19 protein-coding genes and 1 pseudogene are annotated in these 24,263 nt (G+C 64.2%); 6 read left to right on the top strand and 14 right to left on the bottom strand.

All coding sequences use genetic code 11. From position 1 onward, the window contains the following. Nucleotides 1-13: 13 nt before the first annotated feature. The 5 genes from accB to J7I79_RS23450 are packed head-to-tail and all read right to left on the bottom strand — an operon-like array spanning nt 14 to nt 5,161. Nucleotides 14-541, bottom strand: a complete 528-nt coding sequence (gene accB, locus J7I79_RS23470; RefSeq protein WP_214957584.1) for an acetyl-CoA carboxylase biotin carboxyl carrier protein — start codon at nt 539-541, stop codon at nt 14-16. After that, nucleotides 531-2,939 carry a pyruvate carboxylase subunit B gene (locus tag J7I79_RS23465; protein WP_214957582.1) on the bottom strand — a complete coding sequence of 803 codons (2,409 nt, stop codon included), beginning with the start codon at nt 2,937-2,939 and terminating at the stop codon, nt 531-533. Before J7I79_RS23465 ends, accB begins: the two co-directional genes overlap by 11 nt. Then, nucleotides 2,936-3,778: an alpha/beta fold hydrolase gene (locus tag J7I79_RS23460; RefSeq protein WP_214957581.1), complete on the bottom strand. Its 843-nt coding sequence runs from the start codon at nt 3,776-3,778 to the stop codon at nt 2,936-2,938. Before J7I79_RS23460 ends, J7I79_RS23465 begins: the two co-directional genes overlap by 4 nt. Continuing rightward, a complete protein-coding gene (locus J7I79_RS23455) occupies nt 3,775-4,680 on the bottom strand; it encodes an alpha/beta hydrolase (protein ID WP_214957579.1) in 906 nt (301 codons plus the stop codon). Before J7I79_RS23455 ends, J7I79_RS23460 begins: the two co-directional genes overlap by 4 nt. Further along, on the bottom strand, nt 4,673-5,161 hold the full coding sequence (locus J7I79_RS23450; RefSeq protein WP_214957577.1) for a hypothetical protein: 489 nt from the start codon (nt 5,159-5,161) through the stop codon (nt 4,673-4,675). Before J7I79_RS23450 ends, J7I79_RS23455 begins: the two co-directional genes overlap by 8 nt. A 119-nt stretch (nt 5,162-5,280) precedes the next feature. Between J7I79_RS23450 and J7I79_RS23445 the strand changes: the two genes are divergently transcribed. The 6 genes from J7I79_RS23445 to J7I79_RS23420 all read left to right on the top strand — a co-directional run bounded on the left by J7I79_RS23445 (nt 5,281) and on the right by J7I79_RS23420 (nt 11,216). Further along, the gene (locus J7I79_RS23445) at nt 5,281-5,964 is read left to right on the top strand and encodes a TetR/AcrR family transcriptional regulator (RefSeq protein ID WP_214957575.1); all 684 of its coding nucleotides are present in this window, start codon (nt 5,281-5,283) and stop codon (nt 5,962-5,964) included. 289 nt (nt 5,965-6,253) lie between these two features. Continuing rightward, nucleotides 6,254-6,979, top strand: coding sequence for a flavin reductase family protein (locus J7I79_RS23440; RefSeq protein WP_214957573.1), 726 nt, complete (start codon nt 6,254-6,256; stop codon nt 6,977-6,979). Beyond that, a complete protein-coding gene (locus tag J7I79_RS23435) occupies nt 6,976-7,167 on the top strand; it encodes a hypothetical protein (protein WP_214957571.1) in 192 nt (63 codons plus the stop codon). Before J7I79_RS23440 ends, J7I79_RS23435 begins: the two co-directional genes overlap by 4 nt. Beyond that, entirely contained in the window at nt 7,164-8,900 is a 1,737-nt protein-coding gene (locus J7I79_RS23430; RefSeq protein WP_214957564.1) for a GMC family oxidoreductase, read from the top strand. Before J7I79_RS23435 ends, J7I79_RS23430 begins: the two co-directional genes overlap by 4 nt. Before the next feature lie 8 nt (nt 8,901-8,908). Then, nucleotides 8,909-10,378: a long-chain fatty acid--CoA ligase gene (locus J7I79_RS23425; RefSeq protein ID WP_214957562.1), complete on the top strand. Its 1,470-nt coding sequence runs from the start codon at nt 8,909-8,911 to the stop codon at nt 10,376-10,378. A gap of 13 nt (nt 10,379-10,391) precedes the next feature. Further along, a complete protein-coding gene (locus J7I79_RS23420; protein WP_311380657.1) occupies nt 10,392-11,216 on the top strand; it encodes an enoyl-CoA hydratase/isomerase family protein in 825 nt (274 codons plus the stop codon). A gap of 431 nt (nt 11,217-11,647) precedes the next feature. Here J7I79_RS23420 and J7I79_RS23415 read toward each other — a convergent pair whose 3' ends face one another. The 9 genes and pseudogenes from J7I79_RS23415 to J7I79_RS23380 form a co-directional block, all read right to left on the bottom strand. Beyond that, nucleotides 11,648-11,824: a hypothetical protein gene (locus J7I79_RS23415; RefSeq protein WP_214957560.1), complete on the bottom strand. Its 177-nt coding sequence runs from the start codon at nt 11,822-11,824 to the stop codon at nt 11,648-11,650. 143 nt (nt 11,825-11,967) lie between these two features. Beyond that, on the bottom strand, nt 11,968-12,252 hold the full coding sequence (locus tag J7I79_RS23410; protein WP_214957558.1) for a hypothetical protein: 285 nt from the start codon (nt 12,250-12,252) through the stop codon (nt 11,968-11,970). Nucleotides 12,253-13,102: 850 nt separating this feature from the next. Further along, nucleotides 13,103-13,517 (bottom strand): annotated as a pseudogene (locus J7I79_RS24470) (rhamnose isomerase); the annotation flags it as partial. Nucleotides 13,518-13,604: 87 nt separating this feature from the next. Then, nucleotides 13,605-14,699 carry a rhamnose ABC transporter substrate-binding protein gene (gene rhaS / locus J7I79_RS23405; RefSeq protein WP_214957556.1) on the bottom strand — a complete coding sequence of 365 codons (1,095 nt, stop codon included), beginning with the start codon at nt 14,697-14,699 and terminating at the stop codon, nt 13,605-13,607. A 53-nt stretch (nt 14,700-14,752) separates the two neighbouring features. After that, nucleotides 14,753-15,670 (bottom strand): ABC transporter permease, encoded by a 918-nt coding sequence (locus J7I79_RS23400; protein WP_251043208.1) that lies wholly within the window; start codon nt 15,668-15,670, stop codon nt 14,753-14,755. Between the two features lie 88 nt (nt 15,671-15,758). After that, nucleotides 15,759-16,781, bottom strand: coding sequence for an ABC transporter permease (locus J7I79_RS23395; RefSeq protein WP_214957553.1), 1,023 nt, complete (start codon nt 16,779-16,781; stop codon nt 15,759-15,761). Then, nucleotides 16,778-18,346: a sugar ABC transporter ATP-binding protein gene (locus J7I79_RS23390; RefSeq protein WP_214957550.1), complete on the bottom strand. Its 1,569-nt coding sequence runs from the start codon at nt 18,344-18,346 to the stop codon at nt 16,778-16,780. The genes J7I79_RS23395 and J7I79_RS23390 overlap by 4 nt, the downstream gene beginning before the upstream one ends. A gap of 285 nt (nt 18,347-18,631) precedes the next feature. Continuing rightward, nucleotides 18,632-22,561 carry a family 78 glycoside hydrolase catalytic domain gene (locus J7I79_RS23385; protein ID WP_214957549.1) on the bottom strand — a complete coding sequence of 1,310 codons (3,930 nt, stop codon included), beginning with the start codon at nt 22,559-22,561 and terminating at the stop codon, nt 18,632-18,634. Between the two features lie 895 nt (nt 22,562-23,456). After that, nucleotides 23,457-24,263: maleylpyruvate isomerase family mycothiol-dependent enzyme (locus tag J7I79_RS23380; RefSeq protein ID WP_214957547.1), on the bottom strand; the 807-nt coding region annotated here is incomplete at its 5' end.

Raw genomic sequence — 24,263 nt, 5'->3', positions numbered from 1 at the left:
TTGATGTCACCGGTCATACCCTGCGCTTGATCACCATGAGCGGCTGACCGTATTCGACTGCCTGCTCGTTCTCGACCAGGATCCTCGTGACGGTGCCCTCGACCTGAGCCTCGATATTGCTCATCAGCTTCATGACCTCCACGATGCACAGCACCGAGTCGGCAGCGACATTGTCACCGACCGAAACGAAGTTTGGGGCCCCGGGCTTAGGGGACGCATAGAAGGTTCCGACCATCGGCGCCTTGATCAGCACCTCATCGGGCGCCAACGCGTCAGCGGACGACGGTTCGCTCGCGGAGGGTACCGGCGGGGCGACAGCCGGCGCGGGCGCCGGAGCGGCGACAGCCGGTGCGGGCGCGGGAGCGGCAGCGGCCGGAGTCACGGGAGCGGGCGTCAGCACTGCGGCGGGCTGCTGCCGGTCGCGGGAGATGAACAACTCCATATCGCCGAACTTGAGCGAGACCTCGCGCACGTCCTCGGCTAGGTTCACCCAATCGACGATTGCTTGGAGTTCCTTGATATCAGGTGGGTTAAGCGGCATCTTCACTCTTTCCTTTTTCGATGCTGATCCGCAGATCTCCTGCTTTCAGCCATTTCGTTCCGGTCGCGCTCTTCGCATAAAGCGCCTTGATCAGGCCGAGGAACGGCCGGGAAATCTCATCGGCGTTTCCGCCCGCGGCCACGGTCTTCTTCATCTCGTCGACCTGGGAACCCGCGAACATCGCCCGGAGAAGCAGAAGGTCGAGGCTCTCCTCCGGATAGCGCTCCCGCAGATCGGGGAGCATCGGCGCAATCGGGGCTGGCTCGAGTGCAATGTTCGAGGCGCCGTTGGCGATGATCCGCTCCATCAGCTCCGGGTCTATGGGGGCCAGCAGCGCGCCATAGTAGCCGAGGGCGTACTTCTTGATCTCGTTCGGCACCATTGAGTAACGTTCACCGGAGATCACGTTCATCACCGCCTGGGTTCCCACGAACTGGGCGAACGGGGTGATCATGATCGGGAACGCCAGCTCTTTCCTCACCCGGGCCACTTCATGGAGCAGCTCGTCGAAGCGATGCGAAAGGCCCGCCGTGGCAAGCTGCGAGTGGAAGTTCGACAGCATGCCGCCGGGAAGCTGGTGCATGAAGTGCAGGCCGCTGTACGCGACAGGATGGCCGACCGGTTTGTCTTCCGCCTCAGCGATGGCCGTCAGCTGCTTGCTGATCGTCTCGATCCGCTCGTCGTCGACGTTGACCGTATAGCCGAGCGCCCGCAGATCGCGCACGATGTCCTGCGTCGCGGGCTGGGCGGCGCCATTGGCCAGCGGCGCGATCGAAGTGTGCAGCGCGTCGCAGCCCAGTTCCACCGCCTCGAGATAAACCAGCGGCGCCAGCCCCGTCAGGCAGTGGCTGTGCAGCTCGAGAGAGCGGTCGCCAATAGCCTCTTTGAGGGCGGGCACGAGGGTGCGGATGCGGTCGGGCGTCAACAGGCCGCCGGCGTCCTTGAGCATGATGGCGTCGACATCGGCCTTCTCGATCAGCTCACGGGCCTTGGCGACGAAGAGCTCGTCGGTGTGCACCGGGCTCTCGCAGAACGAGACCGCCCCAAAGGTGGAGGCGCCAAGCTCCTTCGCTCGGATCAGGCCGGGAGCGATGTTGTCGACGTCGTTGAGCCCGTCAAACGAGCCGATCACCCGGAAGCCGTTGGCGTACAGGTTCTCCACCCAGGCCTCGATGACATCGTCGGCCAGAAAGTCGAAGGCGGCGATGTTCTTGGAGCGGATCAACGCCCTGAATGTGGTGTTGGGCGCGTGCTTGTGGGCCAGCCTCACCCGCTCCCAGGGGTCTTCTTTCAAGTAGCGGACTGCCACATCGAACTGGATCGGTGCCACCAAGTCGACCTGCTCGAAACCGACCTTGTCGAAATCGCTCGCCATAGAAACGATGTGATCAGTGCGCATCCGCGTAGCCCACAGGCTCTGATGCGCATCGCGCAGGGTCGTATCGATGATCTTTATCTCACGACGGCTGTTCGCCGGCCGCCCCCCAAGACTCATCACGGAGGTAATGGTTTCCGGGTTATTAGTCGACATCCCTCGATCTCCAAGATTTTCTTCCGCGGAGTTGGCGAGGAGGCCGTGCGCGCCGTACCAGACCGGGCCGATGTTGAGCCGGTCCGGGTAGCGGGCGATCATCTCGTCGAAGAACTCGCGGGGAGTGGGTTTCGCGGCGAGCAGCCGTTGCGCATCGCGCAGGTACTGACGGGTCTGGTCGATGATCGCCGGGTCGTCGGGCAGGTCACGGTTCTTGTGCCCGGCCACCACGGCGCGGGGTTCGAGCGACTCGATCACGTCGAGCGCCGCCAGCCACGACTCGAATCCGCCCCCGGGGGTCTCCAGCAGCATCTGGTGCACGCCGTTGTAGACGACGTCGCCCCCGACTACCAGGCCGATCGAGGGGACGTGCAGCACGGTGGTGTCGTCGGTGTCGGTGTGGCCGACCTCGACCGCGGTGATCGAGTGCCCCTCCAGTTCGAACCCGCCCGTGGGGATCGGCCGGAAGACGAGCGGGGCGTCCGGGATCAGGCCGGGGAAGTCCGAGTCCCAGAACTGCTCACGCGCTTCGACGTTGCGGCGCATGATCCCGATGGTGCCCTCGGTGGCGTACGGAATGGCGCCGGGGAAGCGTTCGAGCAGCTCTCCGGTGCCGAACCAGTGGTCACCGTGGCCGTGCGTGGCGTAGATGTGGGTCAGGTGCTTGCCCGAGCGCTCCACCCAGTCACCGACCTGCCGGATCTGTTCGCGGGTGAACGGCGGGTCGACGAGCACGGCATCCCGGTCGCCGGTGATCAGCGTCGAGGCCAGCGGGGACGACACGATCGGGCCGCCGTCGGGCAGCCGTTCGGGCCGGGCGCGCGGGACGCCGTCCAGGACCAGCACCTCGTAATTCAGCTCGGTCATGATGTGGGTGTTCCTTCCGGTGCGAGAAAGCTCTTGAGCAGGGCGGCAACTTCGGCGGGCGCTTCGCGGGGAGCCAGGTGCCCGACGCGCGGCAGCACCTCGAGCCGGGCGCCCGGTATGCGGTCGGCCAGCTCCTCGGCGTGGACGAGCGAGAACGCCTGATCCTCATCCCCGGCGATCACGAGGGTCGGTGCGGTGATCCGAGTCAGCGCGTCGACGACGTCGGTGCGGTTCGCCAGCACCGACCGAATGGCGCGGGACAAGCCTCGGGGGTCGAGTTGGTCGGCGACGGCGGCGAGCCGGGTCGCGACCGCGGGGTCGGTGCGGCGGGAGTGGTCGCTGAGCATGCCGGACACGACCAGGCGACCCAGTCCGCCCGGTATCCCGATTCGCACGAGGCCGGCGGACAGCCGGTCGCGCCAACGCTGGGCCACGGACATGCGGCGGGCACTGGTGTTGGACAGCACCAGCGCGATGACCCGATGCGGTGCGGCCAGCGCGACCCGCAGGCCAACGAAACCGCCCCACGACAGCCCGAGAACGGCCGCGCGGTCTACGGAGGCGGCGTCGAGGACCTCGATGGCGGCCTCGGCGCACTCCTCCATGGTGAACAGTCGCGACGCCGGGGCGCTGCCGCCAGTGCCGGGCGGGTCAACCAGCAGCGTCCGCCAGCCGAGTTCGTGCAGGCCGTCGAGCTGCGCGCCCCAGCTGGTCTGGCCATCGCTGTACAAGCTCGGCCACAGCAACGCCGCGGCGCCATCGGCGGGCCCGGCGTCCTGCACGTGGAGCGGCCCCAGAGTCGTGGTGACTTTGAGAACGCGCGCGTGTGGTGTAGTCACAGGTATCGCCCCCACCAGTCCAGGGCGGCCCGGCTGCCGGGCTCGTAGCCCTCGAAGTAGATGCCGTAGTGGGTGATGCCGGGGATGACCTGGTAGTCGACGACGCCGTCGGGAGTGTTCTTGATGATCTCCGCAGCGCGGGCCCCGTTGTCGGCGATGGGAAACATCTCCTCGTCGCCGGCGTCGATGATCAGCGTGGGGATCGTGAGGCGGTCGACCTGGCTGAGGGCGTCGTAGTGCGCCATGGTCGCCAGGTAGGGGGTTCCGGCCATGTTCGGCCACAGGTCGACGCCCTGGGGAATCGCGTCGGCGTCGCCGCGGGCGGTGTCGATCGCCCGTTTGCGGGCGAGCTCGGCGATGGGACCGCGCAGTGGCGCGATGGCGGGGACCTGCGCAACCAGGGCTTTGACCCGGTCGTCGTTCGCGGCCAGATGTACGGCGAAGCCGCCGCCGAAGCTGGTGCCCCAGAGCCCGATCCGGGCGGGATCGACGTTCGGTTCCCCTTCGATGTAGTCCAGCGCCGCGCGCAGGTTCGCAATCCAGGCGGACGGATCCACCAGGTCCCGGATGAAGCGCACCCGAGTGAGCGCCTCATTGCCGTCCTCGAGGCCGGGCGCTTCACCGACCAGTTGCAACGGTGATCCCGAACCGAACCAGCTGCTCTGGGTGAAGGTCAGCGTGATCATGCCCGCGGACGCGAACAACGCCGCGTAGCGTTCCGCGGTCAGCTTGCTGCCACCCCAGCCGTGCCCCAGCACGACCGCGGGCAGCGCGGCGTCGGGCTCGATGGTCGTCGGCCGGTACACGTCCGCGTCCAGCGCGATGCCATTGCTCCACACCGTGACCGGATGCCGCCCGACACCGTCGGGCATGACCAGCGGCGGATAGACTTTTTCAGACATGGCTGATCTCCTCCGGGGATGATTCCCGGGGCCAGGCGCCCTCGAGCGTATCCTGGTCCGTGGCCGCCGCCTGGACGCTTATCACGCGCCAGCCCTCGTCGGATTTGGCCACCTCGAAATGTGTGGCCCAGCGCTGGATCTCGGTCTCGTCGGCCGCCCGCCGCGACCAGATCACCTCGATCGCGGCGCCGACGGTGTTGTAGACGAACACGCGGCGGTCGGGCACCACGGTATGGCTGTATCCCGCCGCGCGCAGCGGTGCGTGATTCTGCTCCAGGAACCCGAGCACGCTCTCGTCGTCCAGGCACCAGAACGACCGTTCCAGGCCGGTGACGTGCAACGGGGTGCCCCAGTAGCCGTGGATGAAATCGGGCCCGTCCGCGGAGGTGCCCGCGGCGGCCGCGGCCCAGCGTGGCAGATAGTCCTCGAAGAACCACTCCGTCACCTCGGCGCGCGTGGCCGTGATCCGGTCATTAGACATGTCAGTAGTGTCCTTTCCAGCAGTCTTCGTTAGCTGCTACCCATCATTAAAGGAACTGGTGCGTTCCTTTGTCAAGGGTCAGTTGTTCAAACCGGAGATGCTGTGCGATGTTGGTTCGTGTGACAGCGGAACAACATGCCACCCCGAACGGGTCGCCGCGGGCAGTAAGCCCGGGCCGGCCACCGAAGTCCGCGGTCGCCGCCCGGCTGCGCCACATCCTCGCCGTCGCGTCGGCCGAGTTCGTGAGCCGGGGATACGCCGAGGCCAGCGTGTCGCGCATCGCCGCCGATGCCGGTGTGTCGAAGAAGACGATCTATGCCCGGTATCCCAGCAAGGAGGCCTTGCTGCTCGCGGTCACCGACGAGCTGGCGGCGCGCCTGCACGAACGGGTCATCGCCGCTATGGCCGACTCCGCCGGCGACCCCGAACACGCGCTGACCAGCTTCGGAATCCAGGTGGCGCGAATCTGGCTCGGGGCCGAAGAAATCGGCTTGTACCGGTTGATGATCTACGAGGCGGTGCGCTTTCCCCGGCTGGCGTCGGTCTACCGCGAAACGATGACCCGCTTCCGCGGCACGCTTGCCGTCTACCTGCGCGAGCAGGCCGAGCTGGGCACCTTGGCCATCACCGATCCTGATGCCGCCTCGCACCAGTTCGGGATGCTCGCCTATGGCGACGTCCGCGAGAAAGCCTTGCTGGGGGAAACCGTCACCGACGAGGACATCACCACGGTGGTACGACGGGCCGTGCATCTGTTTCTCAACGGCTATGCCGCGTCGCCGAAGGTGGGCCAGCCCGGCTGATCAGCGGTCTGTTCCTGCCAACTCGGTGGGCGCGCGCTCTTGACAAAGGAACCCTTGAGTTCCTTTACTGGAGGGAGACCCCGCACTCCAGGAGATCCGATGGACTCGCGGCGAGAGCCGCCAGCCGTTGTCGTCCGAGCCGTTGAGCCCACTGTCCTTCCTGGACGCACGTCGACCGAAAAACTCAGAAATACCTGCTGCGCTGGCGCCGTCACCCGATCGATGACGGTGGGGGTAACCGAACCACTCCGCACTGACCGGCCTGTCCGGAATTCGAAAGGAACGCCCGATGTTCATCGACGCCGAAAGTCTCGACGCGAAATCAGCGTACAAGCTGCTGATCGGCAGCGTCATCCCGCGACCCATAGCCTGGGTCAGCACCGAGTCGACCGACGGGATCGGGAACCTGGCACCGATCTCCTTCTTCACCGTCGCGGGCCGCAAACCCCCTCGGATCTCGTTGTCCATCCAGCCCCGCTCCGATGGCGTCACGCTCAAGGACAGCTTCGTCAACATGCGCGACACCGGGGAATTCGTGACACACCTGGCGACCCTGCCCCAGGTGCTTCCGTTGCACATCAGTGCGAGTGAGTTCGAGCCGGACGAGGATGAGTTCGACGCCATCGGCCTGAAAAAACTTCCGAGCCTCGCGGTGAAGCCACCCCGGATCGAGGGCGCGCCGATCGCGTTCGAGTGTGTGGTCGACCGGATTGTCCCCGCGCCGGACGGGCTCAACCACATGGTGATCGGCCGGGTTGTCCAGTTCTACATCCGCGACGACCTCTATCTGCCCAACGGGCGGATCGACACCGGTGCGGTGGCGCCCGTCGGCCGCCTGGCTGCCGAATACACGGTGGTGGACAACGCCTTCGTGCCACCACTGGACAGCGAAACCCTCGCACACTTCGCCGGCCGCCGGATGCGACGGCTCGACAAGAACGACGAGGACTACTCGATGATCGACACGTCGGAGTGGTCACCGTCGGGATCGCTCATGCGAGGCCACGAACAATGACCGATGAGACACGCGTTGTCCCCCACCAACTGGCCGGACACGTCCGCCGCTGCACGCCCTACCTCATGGGCAACCACACCATCGCCGAGCCCATGTATCGGCACAACCCCGGCGACCTGTTCACCACGCTTGGGCTCGCCGTTCCCGCCGAGCTGACCCTGAACGGGGACCGGGGGCAGTGTTCATGACGATCCCCGCTGTCAGTGAATCCGACTATGACGTGATCGTAGTCGGATCGGGATTCGGCGGCAGCGTCGCGGCGCTGCGGCTCACGGAGAAGGGCTACCGGGTCGCGGTGATCGAGGCGGGCCGCCGGTTCGCAGACGACGAGTTCGCCAAGACGTCGTGGGATCTCAAGCGCTACCTGTGGGCGCCCGCTCTCGGCTGCTTCGGCATCCTGCGCATTCACCCGCTCAAGGACATCATAGTGATGGCCGGCGCCGGTGTCGGCGGCGGTTCGCTTGTCTACGCCAACGCGCTGTACCGGCCGCCCAAGCCGTTCTACTCCGATCGGCGGTGGGCGCACATCACCGACTGGGAGTCAGAGCTGGCGCCGCATTACGACCGGGCCGACCGCATGCTGGGCGTGGTCACCAACCCGACCGTGACGCTCTCCGACGAGGTGATGCGCGCGGTCGCGGCCGAGATGCGCGTGCCGGAGTCGCACCAACCGGCACCGGTGGGGGTGCACTTCGGCGAGCCCGGCAAGACCGTCGACGATCCGTACTTCGGCGGCGCCGGGCCGCAGCGCACTGGCTGCACCGAGTGCGGGTCCTGCCTGACCGGCTGCCGTGTGGGCGCGAAGAACACCCTGGTCAAGAACTACCTCCACCTCGCGGAGCGCGCCGGCGCGAAAGTCATCCCAATGACCACCGTGGACTCCGTGCGACCGCAGCCGGACGGGTCTTTCATGGTGGACGTCCACAAGACCGGCAATCGGTCGCGGCGCCACCGCCGGAGCCTGACCGCCCCCCAGGTCGTACTCGCGGCCGGCACCTGGGGTACGCAGCGGTTGCTGCACCGGATGCGGGACACCGGTGTCCTGCCGGAGCTCTCGCCACGGCTGGGTGAACTGACCCGCACGAACTCGGAGGCGATCGTCGGGTCCAGCCGGTCCACCGCCGACCCCGAGCGTGATTTCACCCGGGGCGTGGCGGTCACGTCATCGATCCACCCGGACGAGAACACCCACATCCAGGCGGTGCGCTACGGCAAGGGCAGCAACTCGATGAGCCTGCTGCAGACCGTCGCCACCGACGGCTCGCTGCCCACGCCGCGGTGGCTGCAGGCGCTTCGGACCTTCGTGCGGGAGCCAGTCAAGTCGGTGAAGTTATCCAACGGCTACCGGTGGAGCGAGCGCACGGTGATCCTTCTGGTGATGCAGAACCTAGACAACTCGATCACCACGTTCACCAAGCGCGGCCTGTTCGGTCGCCGGAGCTACACGTCGAAGCAGGGCCACGGCGAGCCGAACCCGGCGTTCATCCCGGCCGGGCACGAAGCAAACCTGCGCACGGCCGAGCGCATCGGCGGCGTCGCGGGCGGGACGTGGGGCGAGATCTTCAACAAGCCGATGACTGCGCACTTCTTTGGCGGCGCGACGATTGGAACCTCGGCGGATGACGGCGTGATCGACCCTTACCACCGCGTGTTCAACTACCCAAATCTGTCTGTTGTGGACGGAACCGCGCTGACCGCGAACCTCGGGGTGAACCCGTCGCTGACCATCACCGCCCAGGCTGAGCGTGCCTTTGCGTTCTGGCCCAACAGGGGCGAGGCCGATCCGCGCCCCGCCCAGTCACAGCCGTACCGCCGGCTGGACCCGGTCGCCCCGGACCACCCCACCGTGCCGGCACAGGCTCCGGTAGCACTGCCGCTGCCCCTGACCCGACCCGCTTCAACTGAAAGGCCTTCGCCTTGAACCTCGCGATGAATCTTATCCGTCAAGCCGATACGAGACCCGACCGGACGGCGATCCGGCTGGATGACGTCGTGCTCAGCTACGCCCAGCTCGAGGACGCGACCCGGAAAGTGGCGGGCCTGCTGGCGGAACGCGGCGTCCAGCCCGGCGACCGGGTGGCGGTCATGCTGCCCAACGTGCCGCAGTTCGCCGTGTTGTACTACGGGATCCTGCGCATGGGTGGCGTGGTGGTGCCGATGAACCCGCTGCTGAAGGACCGCGAAATCGCGTACTACCTAGGCAACTCCGGCGCGAAGCTGATCTTCACGGCGGAAGGGTGCCGCGCCGAGGCCGAAGCCGGCGCGAAGCAGGCCGACGCCGAGGTAGTCGTGGTCCAGGCCGCCGGCTTCGCCGCGCTGCTGGCGGCGGTGACCCCGGTCCAGGGCGTCACGGAGCGGGCCGGGACCGAAACGGCGGTCATCCTCTACACCTCCGGCACCACCGGACAGCCGAAGGGCGCCGAACTCACCCACGCGAACCTGGCCCGCAACGCCGAAGTGTGCGTCGACGAACTGTTCGGTCTCACCGCCGAGGACATGGTCTTCGGCGGGCTGCCGCTGTTCCACGTGTTCGGGCAGACGTGCGGGCTCAACGCGGTCATCGCGGCCGGCGCGACACTGACCCTGCTCCCCCGATTCGATGCGGCGAAGGCGCTGGAGATCCTGGTCCGGGACCGGGCAACGATCTTCGAGGCGGTGCCCACCATGTACATGGCCCTGCTCAACCACCCTGGCCTGGCCGAGCACGACCTGTCGGCGCTGCGCATCTGCGTTTCGGGAGGTTCCGCGATGCCGATCGAGGTCATGACCGCCTTCGAGCAGGCCACCGGCGCCACGGTGCTGGAGGGCTACGGGCTGTCGGAGACATCCCCGGCTGCGTCGTTCAACCTGCCCAGCCACCGTCGCGCCGGCTCGATCGGCACGCCGATCAGCGGCGTCGAGTTCCGGCTCGTTGACGAACAGGGCGCCGACGTCGGACCAGGGGAAATCGGCGAGATCGCCGTCCTCGGCCACAACGTCATGCGGGGCTACTGGGGTAAGCCCGAGGAGACAGCGAAGGCCGTCCGGGACGGCTGGTTCCACACCGGTGATCTGGCCCGGCGGGACGATGACGGGTTCTACTTCATCGTGGACCGCAAGAAGGACATGATCATCCGTGGTGGATACAACGTCTACCCGCGTGAGATCGAAGAAGTGCTCTACGGGCATCCCGCCGTCGCCGAGGCCGCGGTGATCGGTGTGCCGCACGCCGAACTCGGTGAGGAGATCGCCGCCGCCGTGACACTCAAGCCCGGCGCCGTGGCAACTCCGGACGAGTTGAGGGAGCACGCGAAAAGCAACGTCGCCGCCTACAAGTACCCGCGGTTGGTGCACGTCCTCGAGTCGCTGCCCAAGACCGCGACCGGCAAGATCCTCAAGCGCGAGATCAAGCTCGGCTGACCCTGCCCACCCCGTGGAGCGACTAGAACAGAGCGGAGACAACATGCCCGAGGAAACAACAACGAGGACCGCACTCGAGAAAGGCGGCGTCACCCGCGTCCAGGACGGCGCGGTCGTCACCGTCACCCTGAACCGCCCCGAGAATCGCAATGCCATGCGGCCGAGCACGTGGGCCGCCCTGGCCGCGGTCGGTGCCTCGATCGGCGATGACGTCCGCGTGGTCGTCCTCCGGGGGGCAGGCGAGGCGTTCAGCGCGGGGCTGGACCGGCGGCTCTTCTCCGGGGAACGGATCGGAGACGACGCCCCAATCACCGACCTCTTCACGGCAACGCAGGAAGAGTTCGATCGCGCGGTCGCGACCTACCAGGAAGGCTTCTTGTGGCTTCGCGACCCTAATTTCATCAGCGTCGCGGCGGTGCAGGGCTACGCCATCGGCGCAGGCTTCCAGCTCGCGCTGGCATGTGACATCCGCATCGCCACGGACGACGCCAAGTTCAGCATGCGCGAACCCGCGCTCGGCATCATCCCCGATCTCACCGGCACCAAGCATCTGGTCGAAGCCGTCGGCTACTCCCGCGCACTGGAATGGACCGCCACGGCACGGTATATCGGTGCCGAGGAGGCCCTCGCGAGCGGCCTGGTCAGCCAGGTGGTGTCCCGCGACATGGTAGATCCGGCGATCGCTGAGCTGGTCAACGGTCTGACCGCACATCCGCACGGCGCCGTCACAGCCACCAAGTCTCTCCTGCTCGGCGCGGTGGAGCGAGGCTTCGAAGAACAGCGCGCCGCGGAGCGCGAGGCGCAGTTCCACCGATTCGCGGCCCTTGCCGCCAAGTAGAACCGCACTAAACGCTGAGGCGTCCCCTCGGCCCGTCAGCCAAACTCTGCCAGTTCGACACTGTCAGTTCGGCGATCGCATCACCGAGCGACCAAACCAAGGACTCGGCGGACCAGGGCCTCATCCACCCGGATGGGAAGGAGCCTCATCGGGACGACGTCTTGCAGATAGCTGTGGTGGAGGTCGTATCGCGGTGCGGGCCGGTCCGCGACGAACGCCTCGACCACCATGCCGACAACCTTTTCGACCGGATCACGTGAATGTCGAGCGGACCGAACTCCATCCGGCTACAGCTGGCCGAGCCTTTGTTGACGACCCTCCCACCCCTGGCGATGAGAGGCAGGAAAGCGCGGGTGATGTTGTGGATCCCCGACGAAATTCACGGACCGGACCTTGAGAAACGCGTCGGCGGTCAGGTCACGACGCTGCGATCATGCCCAGTCCCCGACCATGACCATCTCCTCGACGCCGGAGAGGTCTTTGATCTCGCCGGCGATGCCGGTGGACGCGGAAGGGCCGGCCGTGTTGCCCGGCACGATCCGGACCGCGCCGGGGATGCCCGTGGAACTGAAGTGATGACTCCCCGTTCTAGGCAGCAGGAGTCGCACCAGGGCGATGTATTTGAATTCACCCGATGAACGGCTCTGCGTCCTGCTGCCGCAACATAAACATGGACACAGATTCCGTCAGATTTCGCCACGCCTTACTTTCATTTCTGTTGCCGGAGGCCTTCCCCGGACTGAAAGGGAGGTCAACCCTTGATTTCCCGGGTCAGGACTTCAAATTCCTCGACGTCAAGAACCTGCAGGTGTTGCTCAGCGCTGGTTTCAGAACGGATCTTGTCCGCGGCTTGCCGGCTGTCATCGAGGCTTGTTTGGCTGTCCCATAAGGTGATCGACATCGACTTTTGAGCGTCTCCGAAGAGATAGTAGATCCCCTTGCACCCGGGAAGTCCCAGCACGCGGTTTATTGTTTCTTCTGTCGGCGCCCCCGTGTTGTCTGGGCTGGGCCGATATGTGCTGACTCTGGCTAACATGATCCCTTCCTTGGACGCTTCACCGGCGGCAGACTGCCTCCCCTCCAATGTGCTCGCCTCTTCAAACCAAGTAAGAACTCAAAAGCCTTTCCCAGTCAAGGGGGTCAGCCCGCCGTGGGGCGCCTCACTATCGACGTTTCCGGGTCCACAGCCTCCGTCCGCGGTCTGCTCGAGGGATGACGTTTCATCACGGTCGCCGCCCCCTGGATGGCAGACTTGATGGAGCAAGTCGGGTCACACCCGGGAGGCCAGGGCAGACTAGGTCGGCACATAGAGGCTCACGGGTTACAGCTAAGTCGGACGACCCCTCGGTCGCGTGTCGAATGGGCCCAGCAGCTACTGCTCCAGGCGTACAGGCACAGCAGCACCGAACACTCGGCCCCCATCCTCACCGCCATCGCCTTCATCAACTGGTGAGGAGGCCGAGGCAGCAAAGCCCACCAGTTCCTGGAACTCGCGCTCGAAGCCGACCCCGCCTACCGACTGGCAGAATTCTTTCGGACGCACGCGTAGACGTCCAGAAGCGGACAGACTGCGACCACCCGTACCTCCGGACCATCTTCGACCGCCTTCCTCGCGATGCGAGAGCATGAGAGGAATGTGGACAACGAATCCAACGCGGCCTTCGCCCATGAGGTCGCGAATCTGCTTCCTAAGAAACAGAGGACTCTAAAGGTGCGTGTCCAGTGTCTGGTCTCCGAGTGTGGTCAGGAGCAGCGTCTGAACGAATACGTGGCGACGCGTCCTTGCGTGATCTAAACAGCCAAAGCTTGCGGCGTGATCTCTTGAAGGGGCCGAAGGATGATCGGATGGAATGCTGACACCTTGCGGGCCTGTGGGGTTCGGCACTGTTACCAGTTTGCCCAACCGCAGCAGCTTGCATCACGATGAACTCGATGTTCTTCCCGGCGCGTTGTACCCGTGTCCAGGCAGACCAAGGCATCCTCCCCCCAACGACAGCGTCTGGCGTAGGAAGTCTCCCAGTCCGGGACATCGGTGTGGTAAAAAGCCGGCTCGAAGAACTCGTACTCCAGCACCCGGCGCTGCTCATCCCCAGGGCGGCGTAGATCTCCTGCAGCGACACCGCCAGTCGGTCCTGGCGTCCGCGGATGTCGTCCTGGGCCCGGGTAGTTGGTACCGTCAGCGAGCCGGATCTTCAGGTCCCGCGAGCCGGTGGCGTGCATGATCTCGATGCAGTCAAAATGCTGGTCGAGGGCCCGGCGCCGCACCGACTCGTCCGAGGAGGTCGGGGAACCAAACTTGTGGGCGATTGGAACCCAGACCGAGACCCCTTGGGGAAGGGGCCCCGATCTAGGCGCAAAGTCTGTCCGATCTGGCCGTTCAGCGCTTGCTTAGAAGTTGAACTGGTCGATGTTGTCGGCGGTGAACTCCGTGGGTTCCCCGAGCAGGACGATTCCGTTGTCACCGATGGTGAACTCTCCCATGTCTCCGGCCTTGAACTTCTCACCTTCAGCGCCGGTGATCTGGCCCGAAGCCAGAGCAGCACCCGTGTAGGCCGCGAGGTAACCAAGCTTTTCAACATCCCACAGGGCGAAGGACTTCATCGTGCCGTTCTTGACGAACTCCTTGAGCTGGCTGGGGAACCCCAACCCGGTCAGCTGGACTTTGCCCTTGTATTCCGAGCCGGCCAGGTACTGAGCGGCAGCAGCGACGCCGACCGTGGTGGGGGAGATGATGCCCTTGAGGTTCGGGTGCTGCTGCAGGAGCGCCTGAACTTCCTGCTGGGACTTCTGGGCGTTGTCGTCGCCATAGACCGTGGATACCAGTTTCAGCTTGGAGTATTCCGCCTTCTGGAGTTCCTTCTTCATCAGTTCGATCCAGGCGTTCTGGTTCGTGGCGTTGGCAGTCGCCGAGAGGATGGCGATGTCTCCGCCTTCGGCTCCGATTGCCTCGGAAATGAGTTTGACCTGCGTCGCGGCAATCCCTTCGGCCGTTGCCTGGTTTACGTAGACGTCCCGGCATTCAGGGTCGGTGTCCGAGTCGAAGGTGACAACCTTGGCGCCCGCGCTTCGTGCTTCATCAAGTGCTGAGCAAATGGCCTTCGGGTCATTGGCCGAGGTGACGATCACGTCGCTGCCCTGCTGGGTGAGGGTGTTGATATAGCTCACCTGGCTTGAGGCGCTGGCTTCGGAGGGGCCGACTTCGGAGAATTGTCCTTTGAACTCCCCAACAGCTGTCTTCCCGCCGCGGTCGGTAACCGTGAAGTATGAGTTGTTCAGCTGCTTGGGCAGGAAGGCAACCTTGAGGCCTTCCTTGAGGGGAGCGTTGGGATCCGCCGAGGCGGTGGATGCGCCGCCGCTTGCTGCATTACTGGAACCGGAGTTGACGGTGGTGCCTCCGCAGGCCGTCAGGGCAAGGGTGAGGCCGGTGGCGATGGCAAGGAAGGCCGGGGCGACCCGGCGGCTTCCTTTAGTGGTGAATTTCATGGTGAGCCTTTCGGTTTGAAACGTCGTTGTTGCAGGGGGTTGTAGGGGGTTGGCTAGGTGGTGCTGGACCTCTTGCGCTGGGTACGTCCCCAGGCAACGGCGTTGGGCGCGACGACTGCCGCGATGAGGAGCCCGCCGGTCAACATGGAGAGGGTGTCCTCGGGGACGCTGGCGAGCTGGAGCGCATTGCGCAGGATCGCGAGCAGTGCGACGCCGGCAATGACGCCGGGCAGGTTGCCCTTTCCGCCGAAGATCGAGACGCCGCCGAGGAGTACAGCCGCGATCACTGAGAGTTCCAGGCCGGTTGCGTTGTCACCTCGGGCGCTTCCGTACCGGAGCGTCCACCAGATACCGACCAGTGCGGCGACGATGCCCGATACGACGAACAGCCAGAACTTGGTCCGGGCCACCGTGATGCCAGCGAACCGCGCGGCGTCTTCGCTGTAGCCGATGGCGAACAGGGAGCGGCCGAAGCCTGTGAAGTGCAGGACGACCCCGAAGGCCAGTGCGAGGAGCAGGACGGGGATGATCCAGACAGGGATGCCGGTGGATCCGATTTTTGCCTGCAGGGCTGTGGTGACGGCACGGGGGAAGCTGGTTACGGCCTGATCCCCCAAGACCACGAAGGCCAGTCCTCGATAGAGCGCCAGCGTGCCGATCGTCACAGCCAATGAGGGCAGTCTGAGGACAGAAACCAGGAAGCCGTTGAGGGCTCCGGAGACGGCACCGAGAACGAGGCAGAGCGGGATGATGGTCTCCAGCGGAAGGCCGCCGCTCCAGAGGACGCCGAAGACGCAGCTGGTGAAGCCTGCGATGCTGGCCACCGAAAGGTCAATTTCGCCGGTCAGGATGATCAGCGTCATGGGTAACGCAAGCAGCAGGATGGGGATCATGTCAATCAGGAGGAACCCGGCATTGCGAGGTGAAGCGAATCCTTCCACGGTCAGCGACGCGAGGAGAACACAGATCAAAACTACGGCAATGATTGCAGTGTCCCAGCCCCGTAGAAAGCTAAAGCGCGAAGGTGTTGATGACGGGGCTGCCGTTGGACGTACTGTTTCAGCCAGCATGGGAATCGTGTCCTCTCAGCCGGCGCTCAGCGCGGACGGCAAGGTAGCGGTCAAGTGCGATGGAAGCCAGGATCAGTGCCCCGATCATGGCGCGCTGCCAGAAGGGGGAAACGCCCAGGACCGGCAGCGCGGACGTGATGGTGGTGAGGAGGAGCGCGCCGATGGCTGCTCCATAGACAGTTCCGACACCGCCCGCGATTGCCACCCCACCGACGACGGCGGCCGCGACGACGTTCAGTTCCAGCCCTTGGCCTGCAGTGGCATCAAGGTTTCCGTACTTCGCGGCATAGATCACCCCCGCGAGACCAGCCAGCGCGCCCGAGACGGCGAAGGCGATGAACACCTTCCTCCCCACGCCAATTCCGTAAAGCCGCGCGGCAAGCACGTCGGATCCCACGGCGTAGAATTCACGTCCTGATCGCATGTTCTTGAGATAGAGCCCAAAGACGACGACGACGACCAGCGCTAAGAGGGCAAGGTAGGGGAGCCCGAGAATTGCTCCGCTGCCTAGATCCAGGAATCCCTGAGGGAGGTTGGACGGGCTGATCTGCTGCCCTTGCGCCCAAGCGAAATCAACGCCGCGGAAGATGTAAAGGGTGCCGAGTGTCACCACCAGTGCCGGGACCTTCGCAACGGCGATAAGCGCTCCATTAATCGCGCCGAGGAGCGTTCCGATGCCAATACCGATGATCAACATCACTACGACCGGAAGTTCCGGTAACGCGATGAAGATCTTGCCTGTGGCAAAGGCGGTGAGGCCGAGAACGGAGCCGACGGAGAGATCCACATTCTTGGTGATGATGACCACCGCTTGCCCAATCGCGAGGATCACGAGGATGGAAGAGTTGAGCAGCAGGTCCTTGGTGCTCTGTACGCCAAGGAAGCGGGGGTTGACTGCGACGGTAGCCGCTATCAGAATCGCCAAGGCCAGGAAAACGCTGAATTCCCGGGAACGGGTCAAGGTTCCCAGCCAGGCCAAGGACGGCTGGCGTTGGAGGGCTAATGTGGTCACGCGAGGGTCTCCTTGTTGTGGGAATCGACTCCAGTGGCGGCGGTCATCACGGTTTCCTCGGTGGCTTCGCTGCGGCTCAGTTCGGCGGTGATGCGGCCTTCGTGCATGACGAGCACGCGGTCTGACATGCCGAGGATCTCCGGGAGTTCGGATGAGATCATCAGGACCGCGAGCCCGGTCCCCGCAAGCTCAGAGATGAGGCGGTGAACTTCGGACTTCGTGCCGACGTCGATGCCACGGGTGGGCTCGTCGATGATGAGGACCTTCGGTCCTGTCGCAAGCCATTTGCCCAGGACGACTTTTTGCTGATTTCCTCCGGAGAGCGTCGAGATGGGCGAGTCGGGGGCTCCTGCTTTGATCTGTAGCTTCTTGGCCCACTCGTTGGTGGCTTCGGCCTCGGATCTGTTGGTTAGAAGGCCGAAGCGACTCAACCGTTGGCGCAGTGTAAGCGTCAGGTTGCGGCTGACGTTCAGTTCCATGACCAGGCCCTGCTTGCGCCTGTCTTCGGGAACGAATCCGATGCCAGCAGCCATGGATGCCTGGGGGGAGAGCGCTTTTAGCGGCTGGTTCCGTACAATCACGTCACCGGCGTCGTACTTGTCGATACCAAAAATGGCGCGGGCGACTTCCGAACGGCCTGCACCCACGAGACCGCTTAGTCCGACGATCTCACCGGCCTTGACGTTGAATGAGATGTCGTGGAAAACACCCTTCCGGCTCAGATTCCGGACTTCGAGGGTGACGTCCCCGATTTCTGCCTCCTGCTTGGGGAAGAGTGAGGCAACATCGCGCCCGACCATCTGTCGGATGACCTGATCCACTGTGAGTTCAGAGGCCGGTGCGGTGGCGACGTGGGCTCCGTCGCGCATGACCGTGATCCAGTCAGCAAGGGCAAAAACTTCCTCAAACCGGTGGGAGATGAACAAGACTGCCGCTCCGCCGGCCTGGAGCGTGCGGGTAACGGCGAACAACCGCTCCACCTCGACCCCACTCAGGGCTGCTGTCGGTTCGTCCATGATCAGGACGCGCGCGTTCAGGGAGATCGCCTTGGCGATTTCGACCACCTGCTGGTCGGCGATGGAAAGACCTTGTGCGATGCGGTCGGGATCGATCTTCACGCCAAGCTGGCTGAAGAGATCCAGGCCTAGGCGCCGCATGGCCTTTCGATCGATTCGCCGGAACGATCCCAGAGGCTGGCGGCCCATGAAGATGTTTTCCGCGACGGTCAGATCCGGAAACATCGTCGGTTCCTGGTAGATCACGGCGATGCCGGCTTCCCGCGCATGAAGCGGGTCCCGGAAGGATACCTCTTCGCCGTGCAGGAATACTTGGCCGCGGTCCTGCTCGTGAAGACCGGCCAGAGTCTTCACCATGGTGGACTTACCGGCGCCGTTTTCTCCGACGAGGGCCGTGACTTGGCCGCGGTGGAGGCGCAGATTCGCTCCTTGCAGGGCCTTGACGGCTCCGAATGACTTGTGGATATCCCGTAGTTCCAAGACGGGAACGAGGTTATCGGCGGCAGCCGGGCCGGGGTGGTCGACGTCGTAGGACTCGGTGTCGTCCATGCCGTTACTCCTTTGTAATGAAACGATTCATTTGTGAACCTCCCCACACCGTAGGGCACGATTCGGAGGTGTGTCAAGGAGCACAAAAAAGCGTTTTGATTCGATTCAATTGGGAAAGCGGTTTATCGACGTCGCAGGGGCCTGTTCCCAGGGTCAAGCACGTAGCTGCGCCCATCTTTTTGGTGGAACACCGTGCGTATCTCCCCAAGCTTGAGGACCTGGGCCCGGCAATGCCGGGCCCAGGTCCTGCGCTTCTACTTTGCTAGTCCGACAGGGGTCTTCGCCCTATTTCAGCTTGAACAGCGCTTCCAACGTCGAGCCATCTGCTCCCTGGGCGCTCAGTCGGTAGCAGTCCCCGGCAGACTTGGGTGTCTTCCAGTTGTACTGGAACACTCCCTCAGATGTGTTGTAGGACAGCCCGGCAGCAGAGGTGGTAACGCTCTCGACAGCATCTGTTGGGGCGTCGGCCACGCATGAGACCTTGGTGGCCTTGACCGCCTTGACTGCGTCGGTCGTGATCTTCTCCTCGGTGCCAGCGAAGACTTCGAACTTCATAGGCACCGTTGAGCCTCCTTTGGCCACGTTGACAACGCCATTCATATCGACGGGCTCGAGGAAGCCGTTCAGCGTCCATGGGAGGACGGTGTAAGTACGGGACTCCTTGGTAGAATTCCCGGACCTGTCGGCTGCCGTGGCTGTCAGCGTGTGCTGCCCGACGGCCGTGTCGTAGCCTGTAACGGCACATTCCGCGGGTCCCGACTCCTCATCCACTGCTGAGCATGTCGGTGCCGCGTGGACGCTGCCCCAGACCCACTGGCTCCCGTCTTCCGGACCAGCGTCCCATGTGAGCGCCGGACCCTTCGTGTCTGCGGGGGCCGCACTGATCGCCCACAGGTCTGCGATGGAGGGGTCGAAATAGAGTCCCGGAGGATTACTGTCCGGATACCGGAACTCAACCGTTACCGTGCCGTCGTTGTCCACAGCAGTTGCTTCGTCGACGAGGATCTCGTATTTTGAGGTGCCCGCGCCGGGCTCAGTGCGCGTCATGTGAACATGTTTGACCAGCGTGCCATCGACGTACACCTCGTAGTCCTTGACCCCTGGAGTGAACCAGGTCTCCTGCATCCGCAGGAGGAACGGCTTCCCGGCCGGCACCTTGACCTTCGCCGAGTACCGAGAGCCTGGGAACTGGTTGTGAGAGTATCGGCGGGTCAGGCCGGCTTCGACGCTGGTTCCACTGCTGGGAGAGGCCTCGACACCGTGCTGGTTCTCCGACGTCGCTTCGCCGAAGTCCACGTAGTCCGTCGTCGACTCGGTGGGCGGCACTGAAATGCTGTTCGCCTTGAACGAGTATGTTCCGGAACCGACGGTCACCACCGTGACTGACTTGTCGTCGTCGTAAGCGATCTTCTGGATCCCGTTACCAGTGGCTAACGGATTGCCCGATTCGCTGACCTGGAACGGGTGATCCGATGGGATGCGTACCTGCGAGGTGGTGTTCATCGGAACAGTGACATTCATGGTCAGGCCCTCTGCGGTCTTTTGCCAGGAATTCGACAGCTCTCCGTACACGGTCTCAAGCGTGCCGTCTGCTGAGTTCAGCCCGCCGCCGGGATGCGGTTCGATTATGCTGCTTCGGTATCCGGGCTCATCGATCTGGATACCGCCGATGTTACGGTGCATCCAGTCGGCCACGGCTCCATAGGCATAGTGGTTGAAGGAATTCATGTCCACCGGGCCGAAGGAGCCGTCAGGCATGATCGTGTTCCAGCGCTCCCAGATCGTGGTGGCACCCTTCTCGATCTCGTAACCCCACGATGGGTAGTCCTTGTGCTGGAGCATCGTGTAGGCGAGGTCGTCACGCCCGATGTTGGTGAGCGCGGGCAGCAGCCACGGCGTGCCAATGAAGCCGGTGCGCAGGTGATAGCCCGTCTGGGCCAGCTTCGCGACGAACTTCTCCCCGACCTTGCGTTCCAGGATCGGGTCGGTGACCAGCCCCTCACCAAGAGCAAGGGCATAGCCGGTTTGAGAATTTCCCAAGACCGTGCCGTCTGATGCGACGTACGCCTTGGTAAACGATTCGCGCACGGCCTGGTAGAGATTGGCGTAGTCTGCCGCCTCGTCGTCGCGGCCGATGGCCGCGGCCATCTCTGCCATCATCTTGACGTCCAGTGCCCAGATCGCGGTGCCCAGGACTCCCTGGTTTGTCGGATCGTTGAGATGCAGCCAGTCGTTCGTGAAGAACGACAAACGCCCGGTTTCCAGGTTGTCGGCACCTGCGGAAGTGCGGGCGTAGGCGAAGAACTTGTTCATCGCCTCGTAGTTCTCACGGACGATCTGGGCATCCCCGGTAGCCTTCCATACGGCGTGGGGCACTGTGATGGTGGCGTCTTCCCAGCCGACGGCGCTCATGTCAAATGCGCCGTTGGTCGATGGAACGACAGCCGGGAGACCGCCATTGGGCTTCTGTTCGTCGCGAACGTCGGTCATCCACTTGCCCAGGAAGCCTCTGGTATCACTGAGATAGCTTGCCGTCGGCGCGAAAATGCTGATGTCACCGGTCCAGCCCAGTCGCTCGTCGCGTGCCGGTGTGTCGGTCGGGATCGACAAGAAGTTGCCCCGGGCACCCCAGGTCACGTTGCTGTGCAGTTTGTTCAGCATCGCGTCGGAGGTCTTGAGGTAGCCTGTCCGAGGCAGATCGGACCCCAGCACCACGCCCTTGACATTATCCGCCGTCGGAGCCTGGCCGAGGCCTGTGATCTCGATGTACCTGAAACCGTGTTGGGTGAAGGTCGGCTGGTAAGTAACCGTGCCGTCCGTGGCGAACGTGTAATAGTCCGTGGCCAGGGCCGCCCGAAGGTTGGCTGTGTACATCGTGCCATCGGGGTTGAGAACCTCCGCGTGCCGAAGCCGGACGGTCTCGCCGGCCTTGCCGGTTATGGTCACGCGCGGGACACCCACCATGTTCTGGCCCAAGTCATAGATCTTGACGCCCGGACTTGGCTCCGTAATCGCAACAGTACCGAGCAAATCGGTCTGACGGACTGGCTCATCCGGCTGCGGCGAGAGCTTGGCCGTGTCTGAGCTCCGCTCGATAACGGGTTTCCAAGTCGCCTCATCGAAGCCCGGGCGGTCCCACCCTGGCTGCTCGAGTGCTGCAGAGTAAGTCTCACCCAGCTGGTTATCTGTCGCCACAAACGGCCCTGGTGCCCACTTCCACGAAGAGTCAGTATCGACCCACTGGGTGCTCCCGTCGGTGTAGGTGACCTTGAGCCGCGCCACGAGCGCGAGGTCCGAGCCGTATTGCGCCTTGCCGGCCAACCCGACTTTGCCTGCCCACCAGCCGTCGCCCAAGGATGCGCCGAACGCGTTGTCCCCCTGCTGAACAAGTTCGGTCACGTCATATGTCTGGGATTGGATGCGCTTGGCGTACTCGGTGTAGCCGGGCGCCAGTACCTGGTCGCCAACGCGCTTTCCGTTGAGGGAAAGTTCGTAAATGCCGTGGGCCGAGGCGTAGATGCGCGCACTCTTGACCGTCTTTGCCGCATCGGTCGAGAATCCCTTGCGAAGCAGCGGCTCATACTCCGAAGGACCGTTCAGCAGAGCGTCAGATGTCCCGGCGATCGTGACCTGTCCGCCAGAGAATGTGCCCGCGGTGAACGGGTTGGTACCGAAATCCGGACTCGCCAGTACGGTGCCATCGGCCTTCGTCACCTTCAGTGAGCTAATGGTCACTGACTCCGCGCCGAAGGTGCGGTATCCGGTGCGTCCCCAGCTGAACTTCGTCGCCGTCCGGGTGTCGACCAGTTTTCCGTCGAGCACGGTTTCGATCGTATTCCCGGCCAGCCGGAAGGACACCTCGTGCTGACCCGCGAGGAGACCTGCTGCGGTGAAACCAAACGGCCGAAGATCGACTTCAGCCAGCAAGCTGTATGCACCGTTCACCCGAAGATGCGGACGCAACATTGGCACACCGGTGCTCACATTGAGCTGCCACATGTAGGCGTTGTTTACGTCCTGTGTCCGAAGGAACGTGCCGAACGCCGTGCTGTTCAGCTTGAATTGCTGAGTGGCCGTGTAGTCGGTCCAATCCTGATAAGACGGCGTCGGCTTGCCCACCCATCCTGCGGAGCCCCAGTCGCTGGCCGACAGAAGGCCGGTCTCGAGCCAGGCTGGTTGGCTCCAGTCGCTCGCCGTCCCCTTGTCATCCCACACACGGACGCGCCAGTAGTACCGAGACGCTGCCTGCAGCGCAGGCCCTGCATATTCGACATCGACCTGCTGGGAAGTTGTTACCCGACCGGACGTCCACACATCAGAGGCCCCTGCGGAGGAGCCGACCTGGAGTTCATAGGCCGACTGCGTGGCGCCCCGACGGGGTGTGGCCGACTGCCAGCCAAAAGACGGGTTTTTGCCTGCTATTCCCAAGGGATTCACGCGGCCATTCGTGGTCAAGCCGTCCACCGCGATGGCCTCGGAGGCGACTTCAACGGTCACAGCGGCCGCGGCTGTCGGCACAAGTACCCCTCCAAGAGACACTGCAACACAGAGTAGTAGGGCGGGCAGTTTGGGCCCCGGTCGGTGTCTGGTGCGCTGGAAGGCGAGTAATTCATTGGACATCGGCGCCATTGCCTTTCAAGTTTGCCGATCCGGAGCGAGGCCGCGGTCGGGTTGATACGTTTCAATAAACGTCGGCACACTTTATCGTGAGCGTAATCACTCAGTCAACGGGCCTCTCTCAGTTGGACACCACCCGATGCATCCGCTGCTGGTGGCACATTAAACGGACGGGCCAGACCCACGGCTCCGTGGCGGTTTCAGGGGGCGTGGTCACCACCTACCGTGCCCTCTCGGACAACGGCTCCGACTATGTCTCCGACCTGAAGGAAAGTGCACTGGCCCATCTGCCCTCAGGTGTTTTCTGTCATCGTCGGCGACATCGCCTACGAAAGAAGAGCTGGCCCGGACACGTGAACGCCCCAGGACCAGCCCCTTAAAAGGACTTAGTTCAGCAGTCTCCTAATCAGGCGCCGACTGTATGCGTCATGAATGCCACAGCCGACGTCCTCCATCATGCCGTGGAATGAACGCCGGCGGCGGGCGTCTGCCTTTAGATGACGTTGACGGTGTCGAGGTAGAGCGCGGCGAGCTCGGTGTCGCCCGCGAGCTCGACGTCTGCGTCTCGCCAGGAGGAGCGCTGCGTTCCCCAGTCGGGGAACGTGATGGCCGGGGCGGTGATGCGGGCCGCCGGGGTGCGGGAGCCGGCTGCGGCGAGGCCGTCGGCGTCGATCCACCAGGTGCGGCCGCCGGGGCCTGTGAGTGTGAGGGTCAGTCCGGCGTCGATTCCGGGTGCCGGGGATTTCGCGGTCTGGTTGCTGAGCACCGCGGTCATCCAGTCGAGCACGGCGCGCATCCGGTTCGCGTCCGTCGGAGGCGTCGGCAGTCCGAGGGCGGGGGCCATGTCGTGGCGGAGGTGGGTGTGCAGGTCGAAGACCAGGGCGCCGCCGACGAGCAGCGCCATCGGGAATTTTCCGAGCTCGTTCAGCCCCATGGGCACCGCGCGCATCGGGGTGTGCCGGACGAAGGCGAGCATGCGGGCCGAGGTGCGGGTGGCGGTCTCGAACTCGGCCATGACCTGCTGCCGGCTCCACGCGCGGCGCACCTGCACGGGGCCCTCGTTGACGGCCTCGAGGCTCGGCTGGCGGGCGGCTTGGAGGCCGGCGGGGCTGTACATGTTGTGGGCGGTGGAGCCGATGTGGCCGACCATGTCGGCGATGCTCCAGCCGGCGGCCTTGCTGGGCGCGTTCCACTGGGCGGTGGTGAGGGAGTTCGCGAATTCGAGCATCACGGCGCTCTCGGTGCGGAACGCGGCGTGGAGGTTTTTCAGGTCGGGGGCGGGGAGGCGGTTGGCCATGTC

Origin of the sequence: Arthrobacter sp. ISL-69 (assembly GCF_018613775.1) — a bacterium.
Lineage (GTDB): Bacteria > Actinomycetota > Actinomycetes > Actinomycetales > Micrococcaceae > Arthrobacter.
Note: the sequence above shows the minus strand (reverse complement) of the source record. Positions and strands in the feature narration are given on the sequence as shown.

What these genes read in the sequence shown, in the direction of transcription:
- accB (WP_214957584.1), bottom strand. Translation starts at nt 541, where the DNA reads ATGCCGCTTAACCCACCTGATATCAAGGAACTCCAAGCAATCGTCGAT.
- J7I79_RS23465 (WP_214957582.1), bottom strand. Translation starts at nt 2,939, where the DNA reads ATGACCGAGCTGAATTACGAGGTGCTGGTCCTGGACGGCGTCCCGCGC.
- J7I79_RS23455 (WP_214957579.1), bottom strand. Translation starts at nt 4,680, where the DNA reads ATGTCTGAAAAAGTCTATCCGCCGCTGGTCATGCCCGACGGTGTCGGG.
- J7I79_RS23450 (WP_214957577.1), bottom strand. Translation starts at nt 5,161, where the DNA reads ATGTCTAATGACCGGATCACGGCCACGCGCGCCGAGGTGACGGAGTGG.
- J7I79_RS23440 (WP_214957573.1), top strand. Translation starts at nt 6,254, where the DNA reads ATGTTCATCGACGCCGAAAGTCTCGACGCGAAATCAGCGTACAAGCTG.
- J7I79_RS23435 (WP_214957571.1), top strand. Translation starts at nt 6,976, where the DNA reads ATGACCGATGAGACACGCGTTGTCCCCCACCAACTGGCCGGACACGTC.
- J7I79_RS23430 (WP_214957564.1), top strand. Translation starts at nt 7,164, where the DNA reads ATGACGATCCCCGCTGTCAGTGAATCCGACTATGACGTGATCGTAGTC.
- J7I79_RS23425 (WP_214957562.1), top strand. Translation starts at nt 8,909, where the DNA reads ATGAATCTTATCCGTCAAGCCGATACGAGACCCGACCGGACGGCGATC.
- J7I79_RS23410 (WP_214957558.1), bottom strand. Translation starts at nt 12,252, where the DNA reads ATGTTAGCCAGAGTCAGCACATATCGGCCCAGCCCAGACAACACGGGG.
- rhaS (WP_214957556.1), bottom strand. Translation starts at nt 14,699, where the DNA reads ATGAAATTCACCACTAAAGGAAGCCGCCGGGTCGCCCCGGCCTTCCTT.
- J7I79_RS23390 (WP_214957550.1), bottom strand. Translation starts at nt 18,346, where the DNA reads ATGGACGACACCGAGTCCTACGACGTCGACCACCCCGGCCCGGCTGCC.